Below are 18,401 nucleotides of genomic sequence, written 5' to 3'. Positions count from 1 at the left end.
TTGAATATATAACTCTCTCAATTTATCTTATATTTTTCTTTTACTTTCTTTTCTAAAATTGCTTTCTCTTCTACCATCCAATTAATGATAGGTGGTAGATCACCATTTATGAGATCCTGAATACGCTTTCTTTTTCTTGCAGTATGAATATCATCACCCCTAATTCTTTCTACTATTTCAAAATTATCCCTAATACCTTTAATTTTAATCTGATCATCAGGTAATGAAATTTGTAATTTTTTCTCTTTTATGTGCTGTTTTCGTTTTTCTACTAAATCGCTATCACTACAATTATAATTTTCAGAAATATTTATCAAAATTTTAGTTGGTACGCTCTCTGATTTCTTATCTTCTGCTAAAGTTTTATAACTATTGACACATAATAATGCTACCAATATAAATTTTCTAAACATAATACCTACCTATTATATTGAGTTTATTAAAATAAATTAATAAATACAAAATGCAAGTATTAATGAGTAATTAATTATTTATTATGTGAGGGTAACACAGCATTATTATAATATCTTTGTTTATAATATATTTTATAATTTTCACTTCTTATATTATTAAACAACTGTTCTTGTTGTTTTTTAATTTGATAGCTTAAGGAATTAGGCTTAATATTACTGGTTTGAAAATTGTCTTCACAAAATTTTAAAAAACCTGAAATTAACGTCTCTACTCTCTGAGCATCAGTTTTTCTTTCACTAAATTGCATAGAAAAATTGCTAGGATTATTATGATCTAAATAAAATTTTCTATATTCTTCATAAATTCTATTTTCTTTTTTAACCTGTTTTTCTGAAAAAGAAAATTTTCTTTCAAATAATTTATGTATTTCGGTGCAATCACTCCATGGCAATTTTATAGTTTCTTGCTCTATTACTATATCTTGAGTAGTTTCTGTAACTTGAATATCGTTAAAATCGGCATTAATTTTTACTGCACTTACTAATATTACAAAATATATTATTGATTTAATATTCATAAATTTAGTTAATTTTAACTGGGATCGGGACCATAATACTACTTTTATATCTTTTATTACTAGTAAAAAATGGCTTTTTCTGAACTTTATTATTACTGACTACAGCCTTATTTACTAAAATATCCTCACTATTATTTAAGTAACCATGCAACGATGCTTTATAAAGTGCCATATTACTTGCTATTTTTACTACATCCTGTTTATATTTAAAACCCAAAGAATGAGTAGCTGAATGGTAATGGGCTATAGCTTTATGCCAGTTCTTAAGCTGATCATACTTTGAACGTAGAAATTCTGCACCATAACGAATATTATTATTCGGCTCAAATGCCTGATCAAGAGAGTTAAAAGCCCCTAAATGATGCCTTAAATTAATCTGCATACATCCAACATCAATACTTTCACGCCCTCTTATAATTTCTTTTCTTACAAAATTTACTGCCTCTCTTTTAGTATTAAAGTAATAACCTTTACCCTCAACATTAACAGTCCAAGGCCATACTACTCTAAGATTGCGAGTTTTATGTTTTTTACCTGACTCTTTTAAAGCAATTGAATGAAGCGTGTTAGACGGGATATTAAATTTTTTTTCAAAATAAGGGAAAAGTTTAGAACATTTTAAAGACTCAGCTATTTCAGGATCAGCAATAGCTATTGATGAAAAGAAGATATAAGGAATTGTGAAGATCAATAACTTAACAAACATTTACCCTAAATTACTTTATTATTTTTGGATAAATTAACGTAACATAACTTTTCTAATTAAGCAAGAAAAGTTATATTACAAAAGACTAAATAATTATTCTAGATTATTGACGCCTGTGTTGCTTTCTACTTCCCCTAAGGTTTTTAATACTTGCTCTAATTGTTCTAATTCAGAAAATGGATTTATTAATTCGACTTCTAGTATTTTTGTATTATTGCTTAAGGCTAATTCTGGCTGCTTATAAAATATCTCTTCACCTGATTCGGTAGGTTTTACAATATCAAATCTTACCTTAAATTCTAAACCCAATCGATATTCTTCATCGCCACAAATTCTATAATCATTAACTATGATTTTAAATATTTCTGCTTTCGTTAGATCGTTCTTAGTTGTATATAAATCTTGAACAAAATATTCTAATATTTCCCTTAACTTTTCTTTAACTTCTATAATATCTTCTTTTGATTTTTCTTTAATCTGCTCTAATGATATTTGGATATCTTGAAACTTTTCTTCTCTGTTATCAATATTATTTTCATTATTAGTAAGATCTATAACCTCATTTATTATATCTAAATAATTTGTAAATTTGGGCTTTTTATTATTCGCTGTTGCTTTTTTTAATATGCTAATTAAAGACTCTCTCACAGAATATATCCTTTTTTAAATTAAGTTTAAGTTTTAATACCACAAAATATGGTATTAATTTTTGGAAATGCAATATATGAATATTATTAAGATTTGTCAATAAAACAGATGGTTAAAAAAAATTTAGGAGTTTTTAAGACATAAAGTAAAATGCCATAACTCTCTTTATAAGACAAAAAAAGTTATGACATTAAACTTTTAAAAGATTGATTTAAGTTAAATAAGAAAAATCACCTAAAGAATTAACTTCTTCACTAGTATGTGTATTTTCATATTCTATTATAAAATCTTTTAATATCTGCTCAGATGCTTCAGCTGATTGTCCTCCAAATAACTCCCCCAAATACTCAAAAGGATTTTTAGGAACATTTAACATAATTTTAATTAAGGGATATCTTAAATCATCAGATAAGCCTATATCAATAGCACGAATATCTGTTGCTAATTTGTTATATTTATTACAAACTTCTGAATCTTTAAAAAAACCTTTTTCTAAAATTGAAAGATTCCCATAATATTTAAGCAATTCTTTGGTAAGCTCTTTTGCTTCTGTTAAAAGATAGTTTTTATAGCTTCTGCATCTAATCCCATCTCTGTTAAATTCTTTAACTCTTCATTATAATTTTTTAATAATTCGTTGATACTATTAATCTTCCCTTTAACATCAAGCGGAGGATTTTGAGCGTTATTTCCTAATCCTGATTGTTGTGGCTCTGCTTCAATCTGAACTTCAAGGGTGTTAAATTGTACTCCTAATACCACAAATTCACTATCTTCAACAAGTGCTTTATATTCTGCATATGCTTTCATTACAGTTGGATATTTTTTATGGCTATCAGGAATAGCAAATAAACCTTGTTCTTTTTTGTCTGTTTCTTCTAATAATATATTAAATACTTTAGACTTGAGTGGATCATTTCGAGTTGCTTGTAAATTTTGCGACATAAGATCTAATATCTTTTTACCACCTGCTATGTCTTGCTTACCATCCCAGCCTCTACCTAAACTTAAGTAAGTTACTCCTTTCCCTTGAGCTTTTTCTAATATCACTGACAAGGTTTCCCATACATGGCTAGCATTTCTACCTACTGCTTCCAATTCAAGAGCAACTTCTGTGAATTTAATAGGTAATGTATAAGGTATTGTACTATTTACAGAATTAAATATAGATAAGCTTGTTCCCTCAACTGTCGGATTAAAGTTTTTTACTGCTTTAGCAAATAATGGGCTATTTTTAACTATCTCAGGTAACTTTTGAAGAGCTTCAAAACCCCCAAAGTCATTAAGACTCCATTCTTTATTATCTCTAACAATTTTAACTAAATTTTCTTTAAGGTTATGAATTGAATATTGCTGCATATTTAAATACTCCATATGTTTATAAAGACGTGGCGGCAAAAACCATAAAATACGGTTTTATTAATTTTTGTAAAGATATCATATTCTAATTTATTAATATATGTCAAGAAAAACCATGAAACATGGTAATTTATTTCGTATTTTTACCACATTTTTTAAAAAAATAACTCACTTTAAACTACATTATTAACAAAAATTCATAATCAACTATAAAATTTAATTATTATTAATAAATAGTAATTTATTTATAAAGGCATTTATGGCAGAAAATGAAACTGAGCAACTATCTTCTAAATTCTTTAATATCCTTAAAGATACTGATCTAACTAAAAATGCAAATATTCAAGCTTCAAGCGACAATTTAGCTAATTCTATTATAAATATTAATAAGGAATTAAATTCAGAAACAGATACAGCTTATTTAAATGAAATAGAAAAGATCAACAAAGAAATTCCTGACTTTAAAGAAAAAAAGCTAGCTCAAATGCTAACGGTTATAAAAGATACTTTACCATCTATTCAAAACCCTGATGTAAAAGAAATTTTAGATATACCATTAATTGAATATTTGGCAGAAAAACAATCTAAAGAATATAATCAAGAAAAAGAAAATTTTGAAAAACGAGGAAAAGTTGTCCCAAAAGCTGTTTCTGATCTTATACGTGATAGGAGGGTTGCAAATGTTCAAGAATTTAAAAAAGAGGCTGATAAAAGTGAGGGAGTATCAGGAGGATATATAGCAGATGAACAGGCAACACATAACACTTTTATGCTTAAACGGTTTTATAAGAAAGGAGCAGATGTAGAAACAACTCAACAATGGATGGATCGAAATGACGCAGTACGTGAATTAATCGGCGGTAATATGTATGAGCAATTATTATATAATCGTGCTCCTAAAGAAGAGTTAGTAACTGGCTATGCAAATTCTAAATTGCCTGATTTTGTTTCTAAAATTTTATACGTACGTTCTAAATTTTTAGAGAATAGCGAACATTTAGGAGATGTATTAGAACAAACTAAGACACCCAAACTATCAGGCTTTGAAAAAGCTATTGCCGCCTCTCATATATTAGGTGAATCGGATTATCATACTCAAAATTTAATGGTTCAAAATAATAATACTGTAGTAAAGATTGATCATGGAAGATCTTTTATGAATTTTAATAAAGATTTTACTTCAATGCTTAAAGATGCAAATGAAAAGTTTGAACGCTTTGGATATAATAAAAACATAGAAAAAGGACAATTAACATTTAATGTTAAGGAATATAGTAAATCACTAAATCAAATGCTTAATCAACTAGACAATAATCAAATCGATAATATAATTGACCAAAAAGTAGATGAGTTAGTAAAAAATGGATTTGATGCTAAAGGAATATGTCCAGGTAAATTAGATATAAAGGGATTAGATACAAGTGTTATTTTTAATAACGAACAAAAGCTACGAAAATATTATAAAGATAATATTAAAGAAAATCTTTCCAATATGAAAGAAATAGCAAAAAAAGTTGATATAGTGGCAAAATATAGTAACCCTTCACCAGATTTTGAAAATGGTAAATGGTTAAAAGATATGGCTAATTCGCCTATGCAAGATCCGGTAGCGTATGCCGCACATAATGATATTCAAATTGAAGGTAAAAACGCTTTACAATGGGCACATGAAAATAATTATAAAATTGAAATACCAACATCAGAAGTAAAAACTGAAAAAGTAACAGAAAGCCAATGGAGTAAAAATGCAAACGGAAAATGGGAAGAAACTCCAGTAGTAAGTAGAAAAAAAACAGAAAGAATACCGATCCATAGACCCTCTAAAATATATCTTATCTAGAAATCAAGTTGCAATATCAAAATCAGAAAAAGAGTTTCTAAATCAAGCTATAAATTTAGGTATAAAAAACAATTTTAATGAATCTTATAAAGAAAATACACGCTTTAAAGATGATAGTATAGTTAAAAACCTTAATAAAGAAGATAAAGCTATTACTAGTGAAATTGAAAAATTAGCTCAGAAATTTGTAAAAAATAATTCAAAAAATACTATAACAACAGAAGCAATGGAAAAATTATATGATGATACGCTTCAGATAATGAAAGATAAAAAACTGCTGACAGATCAAGATATAGCAACTATTAAAAATGATAAAAGCTTTAAAGAGAGAATTAAAAATACTACAGAATTTATAAATAATGAAAATAAATTTGATATATCAAAAACTGATAAAATCTATTATAAATTAGCAAGATTTTGTAAAAAAATCGGGTTTAAAGGGATAGCAAATGACCTTAAAGCAAAAATCGATCCTGAAACATTAAACAAGATCAATAAATTTGAAAATGTACAAAATATTACCTCAGATATAAGAGAAGTATTAATGAATAATAGAAGCGGAAAAGAAGGAATTCAAACCGCAAGACTTAATAAAATGAATATAAAATTAGATATCCAACCAAAATTAAATACCAAACCAAAAAATCGTAAACAAGAAAGTACTCAAAGATAAGCTATCATATAAATTGGTAATTGACTGATTGGACAAAAAAGTTTATTATCACCTCAAGTTAAATATAGTTAGGACATATATGAAAGTCGTTAGTTCATTAAAATCATTAAAAAAGCGTGATAAAGATTGTCAAATCGTTAAAAGAAGAGGCAAAATTTTTGTAATAAATAAAAAGAATAAAAGATTTAAAGCAAAACAAGGTTAAATATTTTTAAAGTATAGATAAAATGGCGGGACACTCAAAGTTTAAAAATATTCAGCATCGTAAAGGTGCTCAAGATAAGAAAAGAGCAAAAGTTTTTACAAAATTAATCCGTGAGATAGTTACCGCCATCAAAGCCGGCTCTACAAACCCCGATAATAATCCACGTCTTAGAACTGCTTTAGCCACTGCTCGCAGCCAAAATCTTCCTAAAGAAAGAATTGATAAAGCTATTAATAGTGCTAATGATTCCGCTAATAATGAAAATTATACAGAAATTAGATATGAGGGTTATGCACCCGGCGGTATTGCTATAATAGTTGAAGCTTTAACTGACAATAAAAATCGTACTGCTGCTGAGGTACGCTCCAGCTTTACTAAATATGGCGGCAATTTGGGCGAAACTGGTAGCGTTAATTTTTTATTCAAACATTGTGGAGTCATTCAATATCCTCTAGAAATTAGCTCAGCTGAAAATATTTTAGAAACTGCAATAGAAGCAGGAGCAGATGATATAGTTTCAGATGAAGTACTACATACTATATACACCGATATTGAAAATTTTTCTAAGGTCTTAGAATTTCTAACAGATAAATATGGCACTGCTGAAGAAGCTTATATAGGATGGGTTCCTTTAAATACAATAATTATTGATGATAAAGAAAAAGCTGAAAAACTTTTAAAGCTTGTTGATCTTTTAGAAGAAAGCGACGATGTGCAGAGAGTTTTCGGTAATTACGAATTATCAGATGAAATTTACGAGATTTTACAAGGCAGTGATGAATAATATGCAAATAATTATTTTAGCAGCCGGCAAAGGCAGCAGAATGGAGTCTAATTTACCAAAAGTAATGCATGAGGTTGGCGGCGTTCCAATGCTTGAAACAGTATTAAAGAACTCGCTTAAAATAACTGATGATGTAGTTATAGTTTATTCAGAAGATTTAAAAAAATATTTGACACCTTATGAAAATATGTGTCGTTTTGCCTTACAAAAAGAGCCTAAAGGTACAGCTCATGCTACTCATGCAGCAATAGATTTGATTGATGAGAATAAAACTATTTTAGTATTATATGGTGATCACCCACTTATTACTCCAGAATTAATGAATGAATTAGTAGAATACCTAAATTTTAGTAATGCTTCATTAGTAACATTATGTTTTGAAAGAGACGATCCTGCTTTTTATGGTAGAATCTCCATAGATCAAAATGGTGAATTTTTGGAAATAATTGAATATAAAAATGCTACTGAAGAACAAAAGAAAATAAAGCTTTGTAATTCTGGAATTATGGCATTTAATCCTGGAATTTTAAACAAATATTTACCTTTATTTGCTACTAATTTTAGAGATAATAAAGAAGTTTATTTAACAGAAATAGTAAAATTGTGCAAAGCTAAAGAAGAAAAAGTTTCTTATTTATTATCTAATAATCATGATTTGATTGTCGGTGTTAATACTAAAAATGAACTTTTGGAAGCTAACAATATTTTTTCAAATAATAAATAATAAATTAAATTCGTATTTTAGATGGAAACCGCTTTCCATTTAAAATACTCATTATTCATGGATAGATGGCCGAGCGGTTTAAGGCGCACGCCTGGAAAGCGTGTTCACGGCAACGTGTCGGGGGTTCGAATCCCCCTCTATCCGCCAACTAAAATTAAAACTAACTTGATAAGATTGAATATATAATTAGCATTTTTTCTTTTCTAAAGTCTTTATTTTCTTTTCTCTCTACCGTTATATATTCCTAAAAAAATTGGTAAACAAATATACGGAACTCTTCATTATTTTGAATCTCTATTCGATTATATTATTGATCCAAATAAAAAATTTTAACCTCCGGTAAAAATTCCTATTGACTTTTATATAAAAAGGTATAAGTTCTTTACAATTTAATTTTTTGTAAAGGATTTATGCTAGGTTACGCAAAAGAGCAAAAAAACTTACGTAAAGAACAAAAATAAGCTATAGGATTATTGTCAGTAGGAACATTTCTAGAATATTTTGACCTTATGCTGTATGTTCATATGGCAGTGCTTCTTAATGAGTTATTTTTTCCAAAACAAAATCAATCTGCAGCTTACTTATTATCGGCTTTTGCCTTTTGTTCTACCTTTGCTTTTAGATCTATAGGTGCTTTAGTATTTGGATGGATTGGGGATAAGATAGGGCGTAAAACTACAGTGGTAATGACTTCGTTCTTAATGGCTTTATCCTGTTTTTTAATGTTTATCTTGCCTACTTATGCCGAAATTGGTTTTACTGCTGCTGTAATAGTTACGATTTGTCGTGCACTTCAAGGCATGTCTTCCCTGGGCGAAATAATAGGAGCAGAATTATATTTAACTGAATTAACTAAACCACCCATACAATATCCAGTGGTTGCTTCTTGTGATATATTTGGAAATTTAGGAGCTGCTGCTGCTTTAGGAGTCGCAACCCTTGTAACTATGCAAGGTTTTAATTGGCGATATGCATTTTTATTTGGTACTATCATCGCAGTAATCGGGGCTATTGCTAGAACAAGGCTTAGAGAAACAGTAGAATTCGTTGATGCAACCAAGAGATTAGTAAATAAAATTGAAAACTTTGGACTTAATAAATCAGATATAGAAACTAATATAAATTTAAATGATAAATTAAATATAAAAACTTTATTAGCTTATTTTACAATAGAATCAACTGGACCTATTTGTTTTTATTTTAAATATATCTTATGTGGAGATATACTTAAAACTCACTTTGCTTATACCTCTAGCCAAGTTATTACTCATAATTTTATCGTTTCAATAATCACTCTTATTAATAGTGGTATAGTTACTTATTTAAGTTATAAATTTCATCCTTTAAAAATTTTAAGAATAAGATGGGTAATATTTGCATGTATGGTTTTATTTTATCCATATTTATTGATTAAAATGGATAATGTTTTCCAATTACTTATACTACAAGTACTTATAGGAATGTTTGCTATTAGGGTATTTCCTGCTGCTCCAATTTTTTATAAAAACTTTCCTGTATTTAAAAGATTCAGATGTGTAAGTCTAACTTTTGCTATAGTACGTGCCATAATGTTTGTTTTAACTTCTTTTGGCTTAGTTTATCTAGTTAAAATTTTTAACTACTGGGGGATACTTATATTGTTAATGCCATTTACTATTTTTTATAAAATAGGATTAAATTATTTTGAAAAACTAGAATTCAAGAAAGATACTAATTTAGTAATAAATTAGTATACATATTCTTGCCTTTCCATATGATCAACAGGAAATATAGCATTGTAGCATAATTTATATAAATAATTTTCTAATGCTAAATTTTCTATCAAGAAAGGAATAAGTAAAAAACTTCTCAAAGTTTCCTCTATAATTTTTTGTGCCTTTTCAGGTGATTTAGCACCTAAGGTTTGTACGTTATGGATGCGGTCAAATAGCTTAATTAATACTGTGTCATATCTTTTTTGTTTAACTAATATATTCAGACTTTCTTCAGCGGTAATTTTTCCGTATGGTTTAACTCTGGTCAAACCCTCTACGTGCTTTGCCACTTCTTCCCCGAAGATTTTGGCAATCATTTCTTCAGTTAATGCCGTATCTTCGATAGTATCATGAAGTAGTGCCGCTTGTATCATTACAGATGTGTAAAGCTTAGGTACTTCTGCGGCTGTAAACTCTGCCACCATAATTGCCACTTCAATTGGATGAGAATAATATGGATCGCCTGACTTACGCATTTGCAAGCCGTGATATTCACGGGCATAATATATCCCTTTTTTTATTTCTTCTAAATTTATTGGATTTACTACTTTAGTATTTAAATAGCGAAGTTTATCTAGAAGTTTTTTAGCATAAATGCATTCTTCAAACCTTTCTTTCCAAGAGCTTAAATCTTCCATAAAAGTTTATTTTTAGTTAGTTAAAACAATTTTTGTAACAGCTTATATTCAAAGTTAAAAGTAAAAAGTTATAATAATAAATATTTTTTAAACTTTATGTTGCAAAATTCAGTCATAACTTACTTACAGAAAAGAATTTAAAAAATACACTTCACTTAAAACTAATATAACAAAACTTGACAAAAGCCTTACTTAAGTCTAATTTATACTCATGGGAAATTCATATTACGTATCCAAAAAAATAATAAAAAATGCTATGCATTTTACTGGATTGCTTCGTCAAAACTTTCAGTGTATCCTCGCAATGACAGGAAAAAGCAATCTATGTGAGCAACGCATTACGTACCATTCTCCTCATTAATCAAGACCATTAGCTATTTAAATATCTTTTATATATTGTATGAGTACAATAAAACCTCATCAAGTGATAACATTAGACATAAAACAAACTACTTTATTAGAAGAATTAAGCCAAATAGCAATAGAGCTTAATAAACCTAAGAGCTTACTTAAATTCTTTAACAAAAATAACCTTAAAAGCGGAATTTATTTATTTGGTCTGGTTGGCACAGGTAAAACTATGTTGATGAATTCTTTTTTTGAAAAGCTTAACGTGCCAAAAATAATTATTCATTATCAAAATTTTATGCAGGATATTCACAAAACAATGCATAAATTACAACTGGAAAATCAAAAAGATATCGTCCCCAAAATTGCTAAAGATTATGCTAAAAAAACTAGAGTACTTGGGATAGATGAATTTGAAATTAAAGATATAACCGATGCAATGATAATCGGTAGATTATTTGATGAGCTAATAAAACAAAATGTTTTTATTTTCATAACTTCTAACACCCAGCCTAATAATTTATATAAGGATGGGTTGCAAAGAAATTCATTTTTGCCGTTTATCGATAAAATAAATAACGAATTTTACGTTAAATATCTTGATAATCACCATGACTACAGATTTGATAAAGCTTTAAATGTTAAAGGCGATAGGGTTATTTATCCTCTAACACCTAAAAATCAAGATAAGTTCCAAAAAATTATTGCAGATATTAGTGATAATAATTTCACTTCACAAACTATTGAAGTTTTAGGCAGAGAAATATCCTTTCAAAAAGTTCATAAAAGAACATTAATCACTGATTTTAATGAATTATTTACAAGAAATCTTAGCTATATTGATTATGTCAATATTTGCCAGAAATTTAATATTATTATTGTGCAGAATGTGCAAGTTATTCCACCTGATAATACTAATTTAGCAGTCAGATTTATCAACTTTATTGATAATGCCTATTTTTATAAAATTCTACTTTTTATGAGTTTAGAAGATAACCCTAATAAAATATATCAGGGGTCAGCAAGAGCTGAAGAATTCAAACGCACTATCTCAAGGTTAAATGAAATGAATAGCGAGTCTTACTTATTAAACAACGATTTTAGAAACTGATTTAAAGTGTAATAATTTTTTCCTGTCGACTTGCTAATTTTAAGGCTTTATCAAGAGTTGCTAGAGGTAAATCATAACGTAATGCTAACTCCAAATAACTAGCATCATAAATAGTTAAGCAATGTCGCTCTGCTAAATCCATTGTTTCAGACCAAATATGTTCTAAACTTGTTCGATCAACTTTAATACCTATCTCTTTTAATAAATAAATTGCACTTTGACGTTGAGATACATCAATACGCCCTCTTCTTTCTGCGTATAGTAAGGAATTACTTAGAGTCCCCAAATAATCGGTACAATAGCACCTTCAGTTGTCGCTTTATCCAATAATTTATATTGCTTTGTCTTATTAGGCATGAACCACGAAAGAGTTACGGAAGCATCCAAAACAAATGAAGCCATGCTATTTTCTACCTATCTTTCTATAGAAATTCCATTCTTCAAACTCTGAAGGCTGTAAATTAATCTCTTGAGCAAGTTTTTTAATTCTATTAGCAGCTATAATTGCAGCTTCTACGTCATGTGTAGCATTTACCGGAACAATCTTTGCAGTAATTTTTCCTCTTTTAGTAATTAAAACTTCTTCACCTTTAATTACTCGATTTAATAGCTTAGAAAAATGAGTTTTGGCATCAAAAGCCGTAATTGAACTGGTCATATAATTAACTAGTTTATTATAATAGCTTTTTAAGAAAATGTCAAAACTTAAATAAAAAACAAGTTTTAAAGTATACTATCTCAAGGTTAAATGAAATGAATAGCGAGTCTTACTTATTAAACAACGATTTTAGAATTGAATTTCAATTTTTCATTTATTTAACTCATTAAAAAATTTCATAAATTTATTGATATCTATTTTTATATCATCTTCTAAATGTTCTTCAGTTGTTTGATCTACGTAATAAGGATAATAATCGCATGACATATAATTTGCCATTCTCTTATAAAAACTTCTTGGAGGATTTGTACCGTGATCAATTTCCACAACTTTACATTTAGGAGTTGCAAAAATAAGATTGGCAAACCCTGAGCCGTGTATCCCGATTATTATTTTTGCCTTATTAAAAATTTGAGCTTGCTCATGAGGAGAAAGTAGCTCTAAATATATTACTTTAAAACCAATTTTCTCTATTTCTTCTATTAATTTTTCTTCGTTGATTATTTTTCTACTAGAAGCATATTTACGTGAGATATATATTTTATCATAAGTTTTTATATCATCCTTATTATTTTTAAGAAAGATATTCCTTAAATCTTTTTTTAACCAAAAAGGTAAAGCTGTAACTTTTACAGGAATAAACGGTACAGATGGTACAATTAAGTTAGAAGCTTGAATTATACAATCACTATTTACTACTAAAAGCTTATCTTCACTTATATTTAAATAATTTAATACTACTTCTAGTGATTTAATTTGCCACTGATATTTTAAATTATTAACATAAATACGATCATACTCAAAGTTTGATTCTTTTAATATAATTAATCTAGGCAAAACTTGCAGTAGCCAGTGATACCAATTTTCAGAGCCAGGAGATGAAATTACTGCCAGCTTTCCTTTAAAGTATAATGGGTTTTCTTCGTTAATATCTCGTTTCTTATTCACTAAACGATGTTGATCACCTGTGCTTGTTTGAGTATCTTGCAGAATATAACCTTCTTCAGTTAAAACTCCACCTTCATTAATTACTACGCCGTTTGGTAACTCTAAAATAAATTGACTGGTATTTTTTTCTTCAAGTAATTTTTTGATTTTTATATTAGGAGATTCTAATGATTCTACCGCAATAAATTGATGATTATTATTTATTGCATAAATATTACTAGTATAGAAAAAGTAAAAAACTATAAATATAAAATATTTTGTAAAATTTAACATTTTTATTATTGTACTTTATTAATGATAGGGGTTTTAACTCCTCTTAAAAATTCTTCAGTATTTAAGACTTTTTTACCCTCTTGTTGAAGTTTTTTTATCATTAATATTCCTTTTCCACAAGCTATTTCTAAATTTTTGTTAATAATTGTCCCCGGGGTAAAATTATGTTTTTCATCTGAATATTCTGCTTCAAGAATTTTGATCGTTTTATCATTATATTTAAAATATACTCCTGGCCATGGATTCATACCTCGAACTTTGCAATTAATAGCATAGGCAGAATCTTGCCAATTAACTCTACCCTCTTCTTTAGTTAATTTACGAGCGTAAGTAACACCCTCATTAGATTGGGGTTTCGGCACTATCTTATCGATATTTGCAAGCGTTTTAATTAACAGTTCTGCACCCAAATTAGCACATTTATCATGAAGCTCTTGTAAAGTTATCCTATCTTCTAACTCAAAATCCTCTTTCATCAATATATCACCTGTATCAAGCCCTGCATCCATCTGCATAATACATACACTGCTTGTTTTATCGCCCTCTATAATAGTACGCTGTAAAGGAGCTGCTCCTCTATGACGAGGTAAATCAGACGGATGAATATTAAGGCAACCATATTTCTTAGCATCTAAAATGTTTTGCGGAATGATAAAACCGTATGCAATAACGACTATTATATCAGCATCGATACTATTAATTAAGTTTGCAGCTTCTTCATTTCGTAAAGTAGAAAGAGTATAGACAGGGATTTGAGCCTCATCAGCTAATTGATGTATAGGGGATTTAGTTTCATTAAGCCCCCTACCCTTAGCTTTAGGTGGTTGCGTAAAAGCTGCAACAACTTTATGATTTGAATTTATTAATTTGGTAAGAGCAGGAACAGCGAACTCAGGCGTCCCCATGAATATTATCTTCACACTATGTCTTTTTTGAGTTTTTTAAGCTTACGAAGAGCTACATCACGTTTCATACTACTTAAATAATCGATCATTAGCTTTCCTTCCAAATGATCATACTCATGTTGAATTACTCTTGCAAGCCAATCATTAGCTTCAAGCTCTTGCGGTTTGTTATGATAATCTAAATATCTGATTTTTATAGACTCCGATCTTGCTATCTCATAACGTTGTTCAGGTATTGAGATACATCCTTCATTAGCTATAACAAGCTCTCCTGATTTTTCTATTATTTCAGGATTTACAATAAATAATGGATAGAAATCTTTTGGTCTTTTAATCGGATCATGATCTTTTATATCAATTACCATGATGCGTTTTAATACCCCAACCTGCACAGCAGCAAGCCCTCCCCCATCTTCATGGTACATAGTCTCGACCATATCATCCATAAATTTTTGGATTTGGTTATTAACCTCTGGAACGGCTTGAGATTTTTGTTTTAACCTTTCATCAGGTGCTGTAACGATAGGCAGTATTGACATATTTTTCCATCTAATATTTAATTAATTATATCACAAAACCCTTAAAATGTAAAGAATACAAACTAACATAAGCTTTGTAATATATTTAAGTATACCCACTCTTTATTTAAATACAGTATACTCAAATGATTTGGAGAATTGGAATGTAAAACAAGGGGCGAGCACGCACAGCCTATACTTAATAGGTAAGCATACGAGTTCCCCGAAGTTTTGCAGAGCCAATTCTTCAAAACAGAAGAATATATAGTTGCATAATAAACTCACTTGCTTACAATATTTTATTGAGTTAATAATATTTATTAAAAAATAATGGCAAATATCAGATAACATGTTAAATAAATAAGCTTACATGACAATTAAAGAGGAATACACTAATGCATTGGGATGATATCGAGGAAATTGCCGAACATCTTGAAGATAATTACAGCGATGACTATAGACCGAATATGGCACAAACCTTACTAAAAGAAATGATTACTTCTCTAGAGGATTTCGAAGATCAAGAAGTAGAAGTTTCAAAAGAAAGATTAGAAGAAATTTTAGCAGAATGGAAAAAAATAAGGGGAGAGATGCAAGAAAACGAGTAATAATTATAGAACTTTTCAGGTAGTTTATGGATTAACTTTATAAAAATATATTATAAATAACAGTAATACCGCAACTGCCTGAAAAAAAACTCTCATAGTCATAAGCTTTGAGCTAAATTTTTTATCAAATTTACCACCAATAGCCATCGATACTACCCCTATAATCAAAACTAAGCCGGTTAAACAAAGTGCTATTAACAACCATATCATAATTTATATCTTATTTACTTACAGGAATTTATACCTTACCATTTTTAAAGCAAGCAGTCTATCTATATCAAGCTGGAAATTACGAATTTTATGTTGTTTCTCTAAAAGGAAACTCTATCCATACTCCATCATCAAAATCATCTTCATCGTCTTCATCATCATATTCTTTAACTAATCTTGCATCTAAAGGAATTTCACCTATTAATTTCTGTATTTGATTTATTTGCTCAGAAATAGTTTGTAGATTCATATCTATTTTTCTTCCATAATCTAATATTCTTGTTTCTATGTTATTCATAAAATATTCTCCTGATTTTATTTGGTACCTTGGGTTAAGAACTTAAATTAACCCAAGGCATAAATTATTAAGGATATTGTTCAAATAAAAGCTATAAGATATGTGAGTAAAATCTGAATTGTTTTGAAACTAGATATCTTCTATACCTAAGGTATATCTAGGTATATTCTTGCTTTTTTTAAAGCATTTTAGTATGCTTGTAACAATATTATGATTTATATTAAACCAATAAATATACTTATTTTGGTAGGTAGAATATTTACTGGTTTTTTTATAGTTATTAAATTTATACAGCTGAGATTATATTATTTTGTAGAAATGTAAAGAAATTTGTTTATATTTTTACTTTAAATATAAACAATATATTTTATATTTAAAACAAGCGATGAATTTACTTTATTTTTATGTCAAATTTAAAAACCAAAATTAATGAGTTAATGGCTCAAAGAAAAATGAGTGCTAAAGATATTGAAAATTTAACAGGACTAAGTAGAAATACTGTTAATAGTATAATATTTGGTAGCTCTAAAAACCCTGGCATTTATACTATTAAGCAATTAGCAAATGCTTTGAATGTTAAGGTAGAATCCTTAATTTCTGATAATAAAGAAACTCAAATTGATATTTTAAATCCAGAACAAATAAAATTATTTGGCGAAGTTGTAAGCCTTACTACAAATATTATTTCCGACAAAAATATTGATTTTTCTATGCATAAAATTACTTCTATTATACAAGAAGTATATCAATGTGCTTTAAAAGGTAAGTCAGAAGAAGTACAAAAACATTTAGCAGAATATTTAATGGATATGCATATAGACTCTACAAACAAAATTTAAACTATTTTTCGTCAAGCGTTTGTTGCGTGGATTAGGAGTTGTCATTACGAGCGAGCATTGTTACGTAGATCGGTTTTTCGTCATTGCGAGGAAATTACGAAGTAATTGACGAAGCAATCTAGTAAAAGGCATAGCATTTTTATTATTTTTTCTGGTTGCCACCCTCCTTGCAATTGTGTAGCTTATGACGAGAAAACCGACCCATGCAAGCAAAACCCTTATACATTAATAACTAGCGTCAGTTCAAATTGTAAAACATTTTTTCTAATTCTTCTAAGCGTTGTTCTATTCTTTCAATATCTTTATCTGTTACGGGGGTTTCTAATAAATGTGCAACTTCATCTTTTAGAATATTTACTTCTCTTTCAATGAAATCTAAATTAATATTGTGAATGGTTTTTTTATTTTGATTTGACATTTGATGGCTCCCGATTAATTAAAACCACCAATGAATGAAACTTTGGTGGCCGGGGAGGTAAGAAAACCGTTACAACAGTTTACAATAGCTTTTAGGTTTAAGGTATGCACCTTAAACCCTGGACATAGCTATTGACACCCCGACCGTAATAAAGCCGAGGATAGTATCATTTAATGGTAGATACCCACCATGTAACAAGAGATTCTTACATCCCAAAATAGCTTAATAGCTATTTCAGTTACAATTTATACTTAACTCCCTAAAAAAGTCAATTGGCAATTAAGTTTTATTATTTTACTAAAAGCCATTAATGCTTAAAATTTTACAAACCATTAGTTGTTTTTTATTATTACTATTTTTAATATTATATGAAATGCAATGAATAATAACGATGAACTTAATAAATTAGTGATTTTTAAAGATAAAAATATTAGAAGAATTTTATATAATAACGAATGGTGGTTTTCTGTAATTGATGTAGTAGGAGCATTAACTGATAGTGCAAACCCACGAGATTATTGGTCTAAGATAAAAACTCGAGTTAGCAGTGAAGATAGGGTTGAACTGTCGACAATTTGTCTACAGTTAAAATTAAAAGCACCTGATGGTAAGATGAGACTAACAGACTGTGTAAATACCGAATCATTGCTGCGTATTATACAATCCAGAAAAAATAATAAAAAATGCTATAAGTTAGCATTTTTTAACTGGATTGCTTCGTCAATTACTTCGTAATTTTCTCGCAATGACAGAAAAACTGTTCCACGCAACAATGCCATCGCGGGATGACAGGGGAAAATGATCCATACAACAAAGCCAAAGCGGGAATGACATATATAGCATTTTTCGAGCCATACAATAACGCCATAATTTCCTTGCAATGACGGGTTCTTTTTTAACAACTGCCCGGTACTATTCAATTTATCACGCACTAATTTTATTAAA

General features: G+C 28.8%; 25 protein-coding genes and 1 tRNA gene. 11 read left to right on the top strand and 15 right to left on the bottom strand.

Translation table 11 applies throughout. The features are described from left to right. Nucleotides 1-17: 17 nt before the first annotated feature. The 6 genes from AAGD49_RS03110 to AAGD49_RS03085 all read right to left on the bottom strand — a co-directional run bounded on the left by AAGD49_RS03110 (nucleotide 18) and on the right by AAGD49_RS03085 (nucleotide 3,704). Nucleotides 18-413: a hypothetical protein gene (locus AAGD49_RS03110; RefSeq protein ID WP_341789089.1), complete on the bottom strand. Its 396-nt coding sequence runs from the start codon at nucleotides 411-413 to the stop codon at nucleotides 18-20. A gap of 74 nt (nucleotides 414-487) precedes the next feature. Next, nucleotides 488-991: a DUF2532 domain-containing protein gene (locus tag AAGD49_RS03105; RefSeq protein ID WP_341789088.1), complete on the bottom strand. Its 504-nt coding sequence runs from the start codon at nucleotides 989-991 to the stop codon at nucleotides 488-490. 4 nt (nucleotides 992-995) lie between these two features. After that, nucleotides 996-1,697, bottom strand: a complete 702-nt coding sequence (locus tag AAGD49_RS03100; RefSeq protein ID WP_011477242.1) for a lytic transglycosylase domain-containing protein — start codon at nucleotides 1,695-1,697, stop codon at nucleotides 996-998. 93 nt (nucleotides 1,698-1,790) lie between these two features. Further along, entirely contained in the window at nucleotides 1,791-2,345 is a 555-nt protein-coding gene (locus AAGD49_RS03095; protein WP_341789087.1) for a hypothetical protein, read from the bottom strand. A 211-nt stretch (nucleotides 2,346-2,556) separates the two neighbouring features. Further along, nucleotides 2,557-2,871, bottom strand: coding sequence for a hypothetical protein (locus tag AAGD49_RS03090; protein ID WP_341789086.1), 315 nt, complete (start codon nucleotides 2,869-2,871; stop codon nucleotides 2,557-2,559). 26 nt (nucleotides 2,872-2,897) lie between these two features. Next, complete coding sequence (locus AAGD49_RS03085) at nucleotides 2,898-3,704, bottom strand: hypothetical protein (RefSeq protein WP_341789085.1); 807 nt, start codon at nucleotides 3,702-3,704, stop codon at nucleotides 2,898-2,900. A 259-nt stretch (nucleotides 3,705-3,963) separates the two neighbouring features. On the opposite strand from AAGD49_RS03085, the gene AAGD49_RS03080 reads away from it, so the two are divergent. The 7 genes from AAGD49_RS03080 (at nucleotide 3,964) to AAGD49_RS03050 (ending at nucleotide 9,660) form a co-directional block, all read left to right on the top strand. Continuing rightward, complete coding sequence (locus tag AAGD49_RS03080; RefSeq protein WP_341789084.1) at nucleotides 3,964-5,544, top strand: hypothetical protein; 1,581 nt, start codon at nucleotides 3,964-3,966, stop codon at nucleotides 5,542-5,544. A gap of 226 nt (nucleotides 5,545-5,770) precedes the next feature. Next, nucleotides 5,771-6,217 (top strand): hypothetical protein, encoded by a 447-nt coding sequence (locus AAGD49_RS03075; RefSeq protein ID WP_341789083.1) that lies wholly within the window; start codon nucleotides 5,771-5,773, stop codon nucleotides 6,215-6,217. 79 nt (nucleotides 6,218-6,296) lie between these two features. After that, nucleotides 6,297-6,422 carry a type B 50S ribosomal protein L36 gene (gene ykgO / locus AAGD49_RS03070; protein ID WP_004998227.1) on the top strand — a complete coding sequence of 42 codons (126 nt, stop codon included), beginning with the start codon at nucleotides 6,297-6,299 and terminating at the stop codon, nucleotides 6,420-6,422. Nucleotides 6,423-6,444: 22 nt separating this feature from the next. Next, a complete protein-coding gene (locus tag AAGD49_RS03065) occupies nucleotides 6,445-7,206 on the top strand; it encodes a YebC/PmpR family DNA-binding transcriptional regulator (RefSeq protein WP_016948537.1) in 762 nt (253 codons plus the stop codon). Then, nucleotides 7,199-7,930, top strand: a complete 732-nt coding sequence (locus AAGD49_RS03060; RefSeq protein WP_410525915.1) for a sugar phosphate nucleotidyltransferase — start codon at nucleotides 7,199-7,201, stop codon at nucleotides 7,928-7,930. The genes AAGD49_RS03065 and AAGD49_RS03060 overlap by 8 nt, the downstream gene beginning before the upstream one ends. A gap of 59 nt (nucleotides 7,931-7,989) precedes the next feature. Continuing rightward, nucleotides 7,990-8,077 (top strand) — tRNA-Ser (locus AAGD49_RS03055). Nucleotides 8,078-8,403: 326 nt separating this feature from the next. Beyond that, the gene (locus tag AAGD49_RS03050; protein ID WP_341789082.1) at nucleotides 8,404-9,660 is read left to right on the top strand and encodes an MFS transporter; all 1,257 of its coding nucleotides are present in this window, start codon (nucleotides 8,404-8,406) and stop codon (nucleotides 9,658-9,660) included. Here the strand turns inward: AAGD49_RS03050 and AAGD49_RS03045 are convergent. Further along, nucleotides 9,657-10,322: an HD domain-containing protein gene (locus tag AAGD49_RS03045; protein ID WP_341789081.1), complete on the bottom strand. Its 666-nt coding sequence runs from the start codon at nucleotides 10,320-10,322 to the stop codon at nucleotides 9,657-9,659. The two genes, AAGD49_RS03050 and AAGD49_RS03045, sit on opposite strands and share 4 nt — an antisense overlap. 400 nt (nucleotides 10,323-10,722) lie before the next feature. Between AAGD49_RS03045 and zapE the strand changes: the two genes are divergently transcribed. Next, a complete protein-coding gene (gene zapE, locus AAGD49_RS03040) occupies nucleotides 10,723-11,781 on the top strand; it encodes a cell division protein ZapE (protein WP_341789080.1) in 1,059 nt (352 codons plus the stop codon). Nucleotide 11,782: 1 nt separating this feature from the next. Here zapE and AAGD49_RS03035 read toward each other — a convergent pair whose 3' ends face one another. The 5 genes from AAGD49_RS03035 to def all read right to left on the bottom strand — a co-directional run bounded on the left by AAGD49_RS03035 (nucleotide 11,783) and on the right by def (nucleotide 15,104). Next, nucleotides 11,783-12,067, bottom strand: coding sequence for a type II toxin-antitoxin system VapC family toxin (locus tag AAGD49_RS03035; protein WP_341789079.1), 285 nt, complete (start codon nucleotides 12,065-12,067; stop codon nucleotides 11,783-11,785). Nucleotides 12,068-12,184: 117 nt separating this feature from the next. Next, nucleotides 12,185-12,439, bottom strand: coding sequence for a type II toxin-antitoxin system prevent-host-death family antitoxin (locus AAGD49_RS03030; RefSeq protein ID WP_341789078.1), 255 nt, complete (start codon nucleotides 12,437-12,439; stop codon nucleotides 12,185-12,187). A 150-nt stretch (nucleotides 12,440-12,589) separates the two neighbouring features. Then, the gene (locus AAGD49_RS03025) at nucleotides 12,590-13,660 is read right to left on the bottom strand and encodes a glycosyltransferase family 61 protein (protein WP_341789077.1); all 1,071 of its coding nucleotides are present in this window, start codon (nucleotides 13,658-13,660) and stop codon (nucleotides 12,590-12,592) included. A 5-nt stretch (nucleotides 13,661-13,665) separates the two neighbouring features. Beyond that, nucleotides 13,666-14,580: a methionyl-tRNA formyltransferase gene (fmt, locus tag AAGD49_RS03020; RefSeq protein ID WP_341789076.1), complete on the bottom strand. Its 915-nt coding sequence runs from the start codon at nucleotides 14,578-14,580 to the stop codon at nucleotides 13,666-13,668. After that, nucleotides 14,577-15,104: a peptide deformylase gene (gene def, locus AAGD49_RS03015; protein WP_341789075.1), complete on the bottom strand. Its 528-nt coding sequence runs from the start codon at nucleotides 15,102-15,104 to the stop codon at nucleotides 14,577-14,579. The genes fmt and def overlap by 4 nt, the downstream gene beginning before the upstream one ends. 374 nt (nucleotides 15,105-15,478) lie before the next feature. On the opposite strand from def, the gene iscX reads away from it, so the two are divergent. Continuing rightward, entirely contained in the window at nucleotides 15,479-15,691 is a 213-nt protein-coding gene (gene iscX, locus AAGD49_RS03010; protein WP_011477229.1) for a Fe-S cluster assembly protein IscX, read from the top strand. A 24-nt stretch (nucleotides 15,692-15,715) separates the two neighbouring features. On the opposite strand, the gene AAGD49_RS03005 is transcribed toward iscX, so the two are convergent. Both AAGD49_RS03005 and AAGD49_RS03000 read right to left on the bottom strand, forming a co-directional pair. Further along, nucleotides 15,716-15,901: a twin transmembrane helix small protein gene (locus AAGD49_RS03005; protein ID WP_341789074.1), complete on the bottom strand. Its 186-nt coding sequence runs from the start codon at nucleotides 15,899-15,901 to the stop codon at nucleotides 15,716-15,718. 88 nt (nucleotides 15,902-15,989) lie between these two features. After that, nucleotides 15,990-16,199, bottom strand: coding sequence for a hypothetical protein (locus tag AAGD49_RS03000; protein ID WP_341789073.1), 210 nt, complete (start codon nucleotides 16,197-16,199; stop codon nucleotides 15,990-15,992). A gap of 404 nt (nucleotides 16,200-16,603) precedes the next feature. Here AAGD49_RS03000 and AAGD49_RS02995 point away from each other — a divergent pair, with 404 nt between their 5' ends. Further along, nucleotides 16,604-17,038, top strand: coding sequence for a helix-turn-helix transcriptional regulator (locus AAGD49_RS02995; RefSeq protein ID WP_341789072.1), 435 nt, complete (start codon nucleotides 16,604-16,606; stop codon nucleotides 17,036-17,038). A gap of 238 nt (nucleotides 17,039-17,276) precedes the next feature. Here the strand turns inward: AAGD49_RS02995 and AAGD49_RS02990 are convergent, their stop codons facing one another. After that, complete coding sequence (locus AAGD49_RS02990; RefSeq protein WP_341789071.1) at nucleotides 17,277-17,456, bottom strand: hypothetical protein; 180 nt, start codon at nucleotides 17,454-17,456, stop codon at nucleotides 17,277-17,279. Nucleotides 17,457-17,834: 378 nt separating this feature from the next. Between AAGD49_RS02990 and AAGD49_RS02985 the strand changes: the two genes are divergently transcribed. After that, on the top strand, nucleotides 17,835-18,191 hold the full coding sequence (locus AAGD49_RS02985) for a Bro-N domain-containing protein (RefSeq protein ID WP_341789070.1): 357 nt from the start codon (nucleotides 17,835-17,837) through the stop codon (nucleotides 18,189-18,191). Nucleotides 18,192-18,401: the final 210 nt, after the last annotated feature.

The sequence above is a fragment of the Rickettsia endosymbiont of Lasioglossum villosulum genome (assembly GCF_964026455.1).
Classification (GTDB): Bacteria; Pseudomonadota; Alphaproteobacteria; order Rickettsiales; family Rickettsiaceae; genus Rickettsia.
Note: the sequence above shows the minus strand (reverse complement) of the source record. Positions and strands in the feature narration are given on the sequence as shown.